Below are 10,696 nucleotides of genomic sequence, written 5' to 3'. Positions count from 1 at the left end.
CGAGGAGGTCACCTTCCCGGGCCCGGACGGCCGCACCCTGCAGGGGGCCTGGGCCGGCGCCACCGAGCCGCGCGGCGGCGTCCTGGTGATCCACGAGAACAAGGGACTCAACGATCACATCCGCTCGGTCGCCGGGCGCTTCGCCGGTGCGGGCTATTCGGCGCTGGCGATCGACCTGCTGTCCGAGGAGGGCGGCACGGCGTCGTTCGCCGATCCGGCCGCGGCGACCGCGGCGCTGAGCAACGTGCCGACGGAGCGGTTCACCGCGGACATGAAGGCGGGGGTCGACGAACTGTCCCGACGGCTCCCCGGCCTGCCGATCGAGGCGGTCGGCTTCTGTTTCGGCGGGGGCATGACCTGGCTGCTGCTCGCCTCCGGTGAGCCGCGCCTGGCCAACGCCGTCCCGTTCTACGGGCCCCTGCCCGAGGGAGCGGACTTCTCCGGGTCGCGGGCGGCGGTGCTGGCGATCTACGCGGAGAAGGACCAGCGGGTCAACGCGACCCGCGATGCCGCGACCGCGGCGCTCGAGCAGGCCGGGCTCACGCACGAGGTGGTGACGTTCGCCGGCGCCGACCACGCGTTCTTCAACGACACCGGGCCGCGGTACGACCCGGCCGCGGCTGCCGAGGCCTGGCGGATGATGCTCGAGTGGTTCGAGCAGCATCCCGGCTGATCCCCGATACCGGGAGCTCCCTTCCGTAAAGCTGAAACGTGTTCTAGTGTTCGAGGTCACAGCACGAGGACACGGAGGGAGGCGCGGGTGATCATCGATCCGGAGGACACCGCACACCACGCCGAAGTCGCCCGCCCCCACGATTCCCGTCGCGACCCCGAACAGATCCGCGCCGACCTGCAGCGATGGCTCGCCGAACGCGTTCCGGATCCCCGCGTGGACAACGTGCACTCCCCCGACGCGACCGGGATGTCCAGCGAAACCCTGCTGTTCGACGCGACCTGGGACGGCCGCACCCACCGGCTCGTGGCCCGCATCGCGCCCGCGGCGACCGCCGTGCCCGTGTTCCCCACCTACGACCTCGACTCCCAGTTCCGGATCATGCGGGCCGTCGCCGAGCACACCGACGTGCCGGTTCCGGCGGTCCTGTGGTCGGAACCCGACGCCGGCCCGCTCGGCGCTCCGTTCTTCGTCATGTCCCGCGTCGACGGTGTCGTCCCACCGGACGTCATGCCCTACAACTTCGGTTCGTGGGTCACCGAGGCCGACGACACGCAACGAGCCGCGATACAGGACGCCGCGGTCGACATCCTCGCCCGGATCCACGAATTACCGCTCGACGCAGTCGATCCCGGCATCGCCGATCTCGACACCCCACCCGACGCGACCGCGGCGGTGCGCGCCCACATCGACCGGCAGCGCGCCTACTACGAGTGGACCACCCGGACCGGGCCGCGCTCGCCGCTCATCGAACGCGCCTTCGCGTGGCTCGACGAACACGTACCGGACGATCCGTCCCCGGCCGTGGTGTGCTGGGGCGACGCCCGCATCGGCAACATCCTGTTCGACGACTTCGAGCCCGTCGCCGTCCTCGACTGGGAACTCGCCACCATCGGTGCCCGCGAGATGGACCTGGCATGGATGACGTTCCTGCACAGGTTCTTCGAGGACATCGCCGCTGCGGCCAACCTGCCCGGGCTGCCCGGCTTCCTGCGCCGCGACGACCTCGCCGCCGCGTACGCCGCCCGGACCGGGCACACCCCGCAGCACCTGGACTTCCACACCTGCTACGCCGCGCTGCAGCACGCGATCATCATGCTGCGCATCCAGACTCGCGCCGTCCATTTCGGGCAGGCCGAGCAACCCGACGATCCCGACTCGATGATCCTGCACCGCGCGACCCTCGAGGCGATGCTCGACGGCACCTACTGGCAAGCCCTGACGTGAGTTCGCAGAACAAGTTACGAGGAAGAGGAACATGACCGACTACGACAAGCTCTTCATCGGCGGCCGGTGGGTCGCACCGTCGACGGACGAGAAGCTCGAGGTGTTCTCCCCCGCCACGGAGGAACGCGTCGGCTCGGTCCCCGTCGCCGGACCGAAGGACATCGACGCCGCGATCGCCGCTGCCCGCAGCGCATTCGACGACGGCCCGTGGCCCCGCACCACGCCCGCCGAACGCGCGCAGGTGATCGCCAAGGCCGCCAAGCTGATCGAGGAGCGCTCCGCGGAGATCACCGCGAAGCTCACCGACGAGATGGGCCAGCCCCCGGCGTCGGTGCAGATGATGCAGATGACCTCGGCGCTGGGCACCCTGAACTACTACGCGAGCGCCGCCGAGACGTTCCCGTGGGTCGACGAGCGGTCCGGTTCGTTCGGCCGCACCCGCGTCACCCGCGAGCCCGTCGGTGTGGTCGCCGCAGTCGTCGCGTGGAACGTGCCGCTGTTCCTGGCGGCGAACAAGCTGGGTCCGGCGCTGCTCGCGGGCTGCTCGGTCGTGCTCAAGCCGGCGCCCGAGGCGCCGTTGACGATCAACATGGTCGCCGAGATCTTCGCCGAGGCCGGGCTGCCCGAGGGTGTGCTGTCGATCGTGCAGGGCGGCGCCGAGACCGGCGAGTACCTGGTCTCGCACCCCGACATCGACAAGGTCACCTTCACCGGATCCACCGCGGTCGGCAAGCACATCGGTGCGATCGCCGCACAGAACCTCAAGCGCTGCTCGCTCGAACTCGGCGGCAAGTCCGCCGCGATCGTGCTCGAGGACGCCGATCTGGATTCGACGATCGCGATGCTCGTGATGTCCGGCCTCATGAACACCGGGCAGGCGTGCGTCGGCCAGACCCGCATCCTGGCGCCGCGCTCGCGCTACGACGAGGTCGTCGAGAAGGTCGTCGCGACCGCCGCGTTCTTCCCCGTCGGCCTGCCCGACGATCCGGCCGCGCAGCTGGGCCCGCTGATCTCCGAGAAGCAGCGTGCCCGCGTCGAGGGGTACATCGAGCAGGGCAAGAAGGAAGGTGCCCGCCTGGTCCTCGGCGGTGGCCGCCCGGCCGGCATCGAGACCGGCTACTACGTCGAACCGACCGTGTTCGCGGACGTCGACAACTCGATGACGATCGCCCGCGAGGAGATCTTCGGCCCGGTGTTGTCCATCCTCCCGTACGACTCGGTCGACGAGGCGATCAAGATCGCCAACGATTCGGACTACGGCCTGGCCGGTTCGGTGTACACCACCGACATCGAGAAGGGACTCGAGGTCGCCGCGCAGGTCCGCACCGGCACCTACGGCATCAACTGGTACGCCTTCGACCCGGGCTCGCCGTTCGGCGGCTACAAGAACTCCGGCATCGGCCGCGAGAACGGCCCCGAGGGCATCGAGGCGTTCTGCGAGCTGAAGTCCGTGCTCTACCCGCCCGGCTACCAGGGCTGATCCGCATACGACGAGGGGCGCTCCGGCCGTGGCCGGGGCGCCCCTCGTGTCCGGCACTACCTCTTCACGTCGAACCGGTCGAGGTTCATCACCTTCGTCCACGCGGCGACGAAGTCTTCGGCGAACTTGGCCTGCGCGTCGTCGGCGCCGTAGATCTCCGACAGCCCGCGCAGCACCGAGTTGGCGCCGAAGATCAGATCGACGGCGGTCGCCGTCCACTTCACCTGCCCCGTCGCGCGGTCGCGGCCCTCGTAGACGTTCTCCGTCGACTCGGACGTCTTCCACTCCGTGCCCATGTCGAGCAGGTTGGCGAAGAAGTCGTTGGTCAACGCCTCCGGCCGGTCGGTGAGCACGCCGTGGGAGCTACCGCCGTGATTGGCGTTCAGCGCCCGCAGCCCGCCGACGAGCACCGTCAGCTCCGGTGCGGTCAGCGACAGCAGATTGGCACGCTCGACGAACAGTTTCTCCGGCTGGCGCTTCTCCCCGGCGGGCAGGTAGTTGCGGAAGCCGTCGGCGGGCGGTTCGAGGACCGCGAACGAGTCGACGTCCGTCATCTCCTGCGTCGCGTCCGTCCGGCCCGGAGTGAACGGCACCTCGAGGTCGAGACCCGCATTCTTCGCGGCCTTCTTGATCGCCGCACCACCCGCGAGCACGATGAGGTCGGCGAGCGAGATCTTCTTGCCGCCGCTCTCGAAGTCCTGACGGATCGATTCGAGCTTCGCGAGCACCTCGGCGAGCTGCGCGGGTTCGTTGACCTCCCAGTCCTTCTGCGGGGCGAGCCGGATCCGCGCCCCGTTCGCACCGCCACGCTTGTCGGTGCCCCGGAAGCTCGACGCCGACCCCCACGCGGTCGCGACCAGCTGCGGAATCGTCAGTCCCGACTCGAGCACCTTCTCCTCGAGCGCGGCGACGTCGTCCGCACCGACCAGTTCGTGGTCGACGGGCGGGACCGGGTCCTGCCACAACTGCGGTTCCGGAACCCACGGACCGAGATACCGCGAGACCGGTCCCATGTCGCGGTGCAGCAGCTTGTACCAGGCCTTGGCGAACTCCTCGTTGAGTTCCTCCGGATGGTCGAGCCACCGGCGGGTGATCGGCCCGTAGATCGGGTCGAAGCGCAGCGACAGGTCGGTGGTGAGCATCGTCGGGGCGTGCTTCTTCGACGGATCGTGGGCGTCCGGGACGAGATCGGCGCCGGCACCGTCCTTCGGCACCCACTGCCACGCCCCGGCCGGGCTCTGGGTCTTCTCCCACTCGAAGCCGTACAGCGTCTCGAGGAAGCTGTTGTCCCACTTCGTCGGTGTCGGGGTCCAGATGCCTTCGAGACCACTGGTGATCGCATCGGCGCCGACCCCGGTGCCGTGGGTGTTCTTCCAGCCCAGACCCTGCTGCTCGAGCGGTGCGGCCTCGGGTTCCGGTCCGACGTGATCGGCCGGGGCGGCACCGTGGGTCTTCCCGACGGTGTGACCGCCGACGATGAGCGCCGCGGTCTCGATGTCGTTCATCGCCATCCGGCCGAACGTCTCACGGATGTCGCGGGCCGCCTCGAGTGGATCCGGATTACCGTTGGGGCCTTCCGGATTCACATAGATCAGGCCCATCTGCACGGCACCCAGCGGACCCTGTAGTTCGCGGTCGCCGGCGTAGCGCGCGTCGCCGAGCCAGGAATCCTCCGGTCCCCAGAAGACCTCCTCGGGTTCGAAGATGTCCTCGCGGCCGAACGCGAAGCCGAACGTGGGGAAGCCCATCGACTCGTAAGCGACGTTGCCCGCGTAGATGATCAGGTCGGCCCACGAGATGCGGTTTCCGTACTTCCGTTTGATCGGCCACAGCAGCCGGCGGGCCTTGTCGAGGCTCGCGTTGTCCGGCCAGCTGTTGAGCGGCGCGAACCGCTGCGCGCCCTGGCCACCACCGCCGCGACCGTCGGCGATGCGGTAGGTACCCGCGGCATGCCAGCTCATGCGGATGAACAGCGGACCGTAGTGACCGAAGTCCGCGGGCCACCAGTCCTGCGAGGTGGTCATCACCTCGACGAGGTCACGTTTCAACGCTTCGAGGTCGAGCTTCGCGAATTCGGTCGGGTAGTCGAAATCGGCACCCAGCGGCGAGGTGCGCTCCGAATTATGTTGCAGGACACTGAGATCTACTTGATCCGGCCACCAGTCCCGGTTGGTGAGCGGACGGTGCGCCTTGGGCGTCGGCGATTCGATGACCGGATTTTCGCTTTCGGACACTTGGGCCCTTCCTTCCAGGTGTGGGTGACGCGGACCTTGCTCACGGTCGTGGCCGTGAAGTCGGCGGAGGAGAACAGTCGGGGCACAGTCCCCAGTAGACGACCTCGGCCTCGTCGACGAGATAGCCGTTCGAGTCCGAAGCCGTCAGGCACGGGGCGTCTCCGACGGCGCAGTCGACGTCGGTGATGGCGCCGCACGAGCGGCACACGAGATGGTGATGGTTGTCGCCGACCCGCGATTCGTAACGGGCGACCGAACCGGCAGGCTGGATCCGCCGGATCAGACCGGCCTCGGTCAGCGCGTGCAGCACGTCGTAGACGGCCTGACGGGACACGTCGGGCAGCACGGTGCGCACCGTCACGAAGATCGTGTCGGTATCGGCGTGCGGATTCTCGTGCACCGCGTCGAGCACCGCGACCCGGGGGCGGGTCACGCGTAGCGCTGCGGTACGTAATTGCTCTACGTACTCCGGCGTAGAGGGCACGTCACCACTATGACGCACTTTTCTGGAATGAGTCGCAAAATCGGGTGATGGGAACCGACATCGTCGATTCCCATCACCCGAGGAAAGGGAGCGGCTCGAAGGGCGCTCAGATGTACATCGCGGGATCGATGTAGCTGGTCGGATCGACCAGCGGTTCGTGTTGCTTCCGGGTCCGGGACCGGATCGTCGCGGGAATGCCCGTTGCGATCGAGTCCGGCGGAACGTCCCGGGTGACAACGGCGTTCGCCCCGACCGCGCTGTCGTCGCCGACGGTGATCGGGCCGAGCACCTTCGCGCCGGCACCGATCGTGACGCGATTGCCGATCGTGGGGTGGCGCTTCTCCTTCGCCATCGACCGGCCGCCGAGGGTGACGCCGTGATAGAGCATCACGTCGTCACCGATCTCGGCGGTCTCGCCGATCACGACACCCATGCCGTGGTCGATGAAGAACCGACGGCCGATGGTGGCACCGGGGTGGATCTCGATTCCGGTGAGGAATCGGGTGAACTGCGCGAGCATCCGGGCCGGACCGCGCAGCGCGGGTTTGCCCCACATCCGGTGCGCGAGCCGATGCGACCAGATCGCGTGCAGTCCCGAGTAGACGATCGCGTTCTCGACGTCACTGCGCGCGGCCGGGTCGTGCCCACGCGCAGCGCCGAGATCCTCCCGGAGAGTTCGCAGCAGGTTCACCGTGCACTCAGTCCCGGATGTGCTCGAACAGCGGGGTCGAGATGTAGCGCTCGCCGAAGTCGGGAACGACCACGACGATCAGCTTGCCGGCGTTCTCGGGACGCTTCGCGACCTCGAGCGCCGCCCACACGTTCGCACCGGCGGAGATGCCGCCGAGGATGCCCTCGTCGGTGCCGAGACGACGCGCGACGTCGATCGCGTCGTCGAACTTGACGTCGATGATCTCGTCGTAGATCTCGCGGTCGAGGATCTCGGGCACGAAGTTCGCACCGAGGCCCTGGATCTTGTGGGGGCCGGGCTCGCCGCCGGTCAGGATCGGGGAGTCCGCGGGCTCGACGCCGATGATCTGCACGCCGGGCTTGCGGGCCCTGAGGTTGCGGCCGACACCGGTGAGGGTGCCGCCGGTGCCGATACCCGCGACGAAGATGTCGATCTCGCCGGCGGTGTCCTCCCAGACCTCTTCACCGGTGGTGCGCTCGTGGATCTCGGGGTTGGCCGGGTTGCCGAACTGGCGTGCGAGAACCGCGTTCTCGGTGTTCGCCACGATCTCCTCGGCCTTCGCGACCGCGCCCTTCATGCCCTCGGCGCCCGGGGTGAGGACGATCTCGGCGCCGTAGGCGCGCAGCATGACGCGACGCTCGGTCGACATCGTCTCCGGCATCGTCAGGATGACCTTGTAGCCGCGAGCGGCGCCGACCATCGCGAGGGCGATGCCGGTGTTGCCGCTGGTGCCCTCGACGATCGTGCCGCCGGGCTTCAGCTCACCGGACTTCTCGGCGGCGTCGATGATCGCGACACCGATCCGGTCCTTGACGCTGTTGGCCGGGTTGTAGAACTCGAGCTTGGCCGCGACGGTCGCGCCGAGACCGTCGGTCAGCCGGTTGAGCTTGACGATGGGGGTGCGCCCCACCAACTCGGTGACATTGTTGTAGATCCCGCTCATAGCTGGTCCTCCTCCCGGCCGTCGAGCGACCGGCTCTCGTGTGCGATGCACCTATTGCACCATCCGGTCCCGGGACCGGTTCACCTGGGGAGTTCGAATCACCGTGAGCAAAAGTCTACGCAGGTCAGAGGACCGCGATCCCCGTTGCCGCAGGGGGTGCCAGGAACGCGGAAGGCCGCCCCGGCGAACCGGGGCGGCCTTCCGTTCGAACCTGTTGTCAGCCGAGGCGCTGCTTGAGTGCCTCGAACTCGTCGCGGATGCCCGAGGGCACCTTCTCGCCGAGGAACTCGAACCACTCGGCGATGCCCTCGATCTCGGCCTTCCACTCGTCGACGTCGACCTTCAGGGCCTCGTCGACGTCGGCGGGATCGACGTCCAGGCCGTCGAGCGTGAGGTCGGCGGCGGTCGGGACGTACCCGATCGGGGTGGTCTGCGCGTCGGCCTTGTGCTCGATGCGGTCGACGATCCACTTCAGCACACGCGAGTTCTCGCCGAAGCCCGGCCACAGGAAGCGGCCGTCCTCGCCGCGACGGAACCAGTTCACGTAGAAGATCTTCGGCAGCTTCGCCGAGTCGGCGTTCTTGCCGAGGGTGATCCAGTGGGCGAGGTAGTCGCCGGCGTTGTAGCCGAGGAACGGCAGCATCGCCATCGGGTCGCGACGGACGTTGCCGACCTTGCCTTCGGCCGCGGCGGTCTGCTCGGACGACAGGGTCGCACCGAGGAAGGTGCCGTGCTGCCAGTCGAAGGACTCGCTGACCAGCGGAACCGTCGTCTTGCGGCGGCCACCGAACAGGATCGCGGAGATCGGCACACCCTGCGGGTCGTCCCACTCGGGCGCGAGGATCGGGCACTGCGACATCGGGGTGCAGTACCGCGAGTTCGGGTGCGCGGCGTTGGTGCCGGACTCGGGGGTCCAGTCGTTGCCCAGCCAGTCGGTCAGGTGCGCCGGCTTCTCGCCGCCGATGCCCTCCCACCAGATGTCGCCGTCGTCGGTCTTCGCGACGTTGGTGTAGATGGTGTTGCCGGCCTCGATGGTCGCCATCGCGTTCGGGTTCGAATCCGCGCTGGTGCCCGGCGCGACGCCGAAGAAGCCGAACTCGGGGTTCACGGCGTACAGGCGGCCGTCCTCACCGAAGCGCATCCACGCGATGTCGTCGCCGAGGGTCTCGGCACGCCAGCCCGGGATGGTCGGCTGGATCATCGCGAGGTTGGTCTTGCCACACGCCGACGGGAACGCCGCCGCGATGTAGTAGGCCTTGTCCTCGGGCGAGATCAGCTTGAGGATCAGCATGTGCTCGGCGAGCCAGCCCTCGTCGTGGGCCATCGCCGACGCGATACGCAGCGAGTAGCACTTCTTGCCGAGCAGAGCGTTGCCGCCGTAGCCGGAGCCGTAGCTCCAGATCTCGCGGTCCTCGGGGAAGTGGGTGATGTACTTGGTGTCGCTGCACGGCCACGGCACATCCTTCTGGCCGGGTTCGAGCGGCGCGCCGACCGAGTGCAGAGCCTTCACGAACGGACGGTCCGTGCCCAGCTTCTCGAGAGCGGCAGTACCCATGCGGGTCATGATGCGCATGGACACGACCACGTACTCGGAGTCGGTGAGTTCCACGCCGAGCTTCGGGTCGTCCGCGCCGAGGGGACCCATGCAGAACGGCACGACGTAGAGCGTGCGACCGCGCATGCTGCCGCGGTACAGCTCGGTCATGGTGGCACGCATCTCGTCCGGGTCGACCCAGTTGTTCGTCGGACCGGCGTCGATCTCGTTCTTCGAGCAGATGAAGGTGCGGGACTCGACGCGCGCGACGTCCGACGGATCGGAGCTGGCGAGGAACGAGTTCGGCTTCTTCTCGTCGTTCAGGCGCGTGAACGTCCCGGCCTCCACCAGCTGGGTGGTCAGCCGATCCCATTCCTCGTCGGAACCGTCGGCCCAGACAACGCGATCCGGCTCGGTGAGCTCGGCAATCTCCTGGACCCAGGCAAGCAACTCGGCATGCTGGGTCGGGGGCTTGTCGTCGGTTCCGTTGAGACCGGGAATGGTCGCTGAGGTCATCAAACTCTCCTGGGGTGTGCCCGGAATCGGATCCAGCCTCCGACCTGCACAAATGTACGCAGAAACCAGTGGCGGACCCGAGATTCCCCTCTCGGCAGGGGTACCACCCGCTTACCCCCGTGGCCGAACGGAGGAAACGAGCGCCGGAAGTCCTATTCATAGAGGTTAACGCCGGACTTCCGATCGGGGGGAATCGGGTCCGGTCGGAAATGTCACAGAAACGATTCAGAGGGCGCATCCTACCGAAAAGGTCGTAGTCCGGCCGAGCGATTCATCTCACTCGACACCCAGCTTGCCGGCGTCCACACGCAGCCAGCGCGGTGTGCCGTCGGGCTCGCGGTGGAACTCCCACACTCCGAACTCGCCGTCGTCGGCGATCGCGGTGAGCCGGTCGGTGCTGCCGTCGTCGTCGAGGTCGGTGGCGACGACCAGCGCAGACGACGAAGACCACGTGACCGTGTCGAACGTGCCGTCGCCGTCCAGGTCCACGGACGGGTCCGCGGCGTCGGCCAGCGCGGCGGCGGAAACCGGATCGAACGACGCGCCCGAGGCGAAGCCCTCGGGCTCGGGCAGCGAATCGGGAATCGGGTAGGTCTCCACCTGTGTGCCTCCTCGAACGGTCGCATCTACATGTTTCGGGGTTCTCCGCACCCGTGTGTTTCCGGGTTCTCACAGGGTTGGACGCGCCGACCTCACCCGCGGTTCCCCGGACGGGCCGGCGCCGGACGGTCCAGCACCGCCAGATCTCGCCGGCACGCCTCGACGCGGGCATTGCGTTCCCCGAGATGCCGGCGCAGTTCCTCGTCGATCGCGGTGACCCGGTCGTGCAGGGCCGACACCCGGGCGGCGTGCTGCGCCGCGGTGGTCGCGGCGGTCCGGGCCTCGGCGTCGACGATCCTGGCGAGCACCCATGC

General features: G+C 68.2%; 9 protein-coding genes and 1 pseudogene. 3 read left to right on the top strand and 7 right to left on the bottom strand.

The features are described 5' to 3' along the window. The 3 genes from ACN675_RS25410 to ACN675_RS25400 all read left to right on the top strand — a co-directional run. Nucleotides 1–673 (top strand): dienelactone hydrolase family protein (locus ACN675_RS25410; protein WP_420753470.1); only part of this gene is annotated, 673 nt, incomplete at its 5' end. A gap of 87 nt (nt 674–760) precedes the next feature. Next, nucleotides 761–1,900 carry a phosphotransferase family protein gene (locus tag ACN675_RS25405; protein WP_420753469.1) on the top strand — a complete coding sequence of 380 codons (1,140 nt, stop codon included), beginning with the start codon at nt 761–763 and terminating at the stop codon, nt 1,898–1,900. 31 nt (nt 1,901–1,931) lie between these two features. After that, nucleotides 1,932–3,380 carry an aldehyde dehydrogenase gene (locus ACN675_RS25400; RefSeq protein WP_420753468.1) on the top strand — a complete coding sequence of 483 codons (1,449 nt, stop codon included), beginning with the start codon at nt 1,932–1,934 and terminating at the stop codon, nt 3,378–3,380. A 56-nt stretch (nt 3,381–3,436) separates the two neighbouring features. On the opposite strand, the gene katG is transcribed toward ACN675_RS25400, so the two are convergent. The 7 genes and pseudogenes from katG to ACN675_RS25365 form a co-directional block, all read right to left on the bottom strand. Further along, complete coding sequence (gene katG / locus ACN675_RS25395) at nt 3,437–5,614, bottom strand: catalase/peroxidase HPI (protein WP_420753467.1); 2,178 nt, start codon at nt 5,612–5,614, stop codon at nt 3,437–3,439. Between the two features lie 40 nt (nt 5,615–5,654). Then, on the bottom strand, nt 5,655–6,098 hold the full coding sequence (locus ACN675_RS25390) for a Fur family transcriptional regulator (RefSeq protein ID WP_420753466.1): 444 nt from the start codon (nt 6,096–6,098) through the stop codon (nt 5,655–5,657). 106 nt (nt 6,099–6,204) lie between these two features. After that, a complete protein-coding gene (epsC, locus tag ACN675_RS25385; protein WP_420753465.1) occupies nt 6,205–6,789 on the bottom strand; it encodes a serine O-acetyltransferase EpsC in 585 nt (194 codons plus the stop codon). A gap of 7 nt (nt 6,790–6,796) precedes the next feature. Further along, nucleotides 6,797–7,732, bottom strand: a complete 936-nt coding sequence (gene cysK / locus ACN675_RS25380) for a cysteine synthase A (protein WP_420753464.1) — start codon at nt 7,730–7,732, stop codon at nt 6,797–6,799. A 217-nt stretch (nt 7,733–7,949) separates the two neighbouring features. Then, nucleotides 7,950–9,782, bottom strand: coding sequence for a phosphoenolpyruvate carboxykinase (GTP) (locus ACN675_RS25375; protein ID WP_420753463.1), 1,833 nt, complete (start codon nt 9,780–9,782; stop codon nt 7,950–7,952). Nucleotides 9,783–10,058: 276 nt separating this feature from the next. Continuing rightward, nucleotides 10,059–10,382, bottom strand: coding sequence for a DUF6802 family protein (locus ACN675_RS25370; protein ID WP_420753462.1), 324 nt, complete (start codon nt 10,380–10,382; stop codon nt 10,059–10,061). A 92-nt stretch (nt 10,383–10,474) separates the two neighbouring features. Then, nucleotides 10,475–10,696: pseudogene (locus ACN675_RS25365) on the bottom strand (hypothetical protein); the annotation flags it as partial.

This window comes from Rhodococcus sp. O3, assembly GCF_048897285.1.
Lineage (GTDB): Bacteria > Actinomycetota > Actinomycetes > Mycobacteriales > Mycobacteriaceae > Rhodococcus.
Note: the sequence above shows the minus strand (reverse complement) of the source record. Positions and strands in the feature narration are given on the sequence as shown.

What these genes read in the sequence shown, in the direction of transcription:
- ACN675_RS25400 (WP_420753468.1), top strand. Translation starts at nt 1,932, where the DNA reads ATGACCGACTACGACAAGCTCTTCATCGGCGGCCGGTGGGTCGCACCG.
- cysK (WP_420753464.1), bottom strand. Translation starts at nt 7,732, where the DNA reads ATGAGCGGGATCTACAACAATGTCACCGAGTTGGTGGGGCGCACCCCC.
- ACN675_RS25375 (WP_420753463.1), bottom strand. Translation starts at nt 9,782, where the DNA reads ATGACCTCAGCGACCATTCCCGGTCTCAACGGAACCGACGACAAGCCC.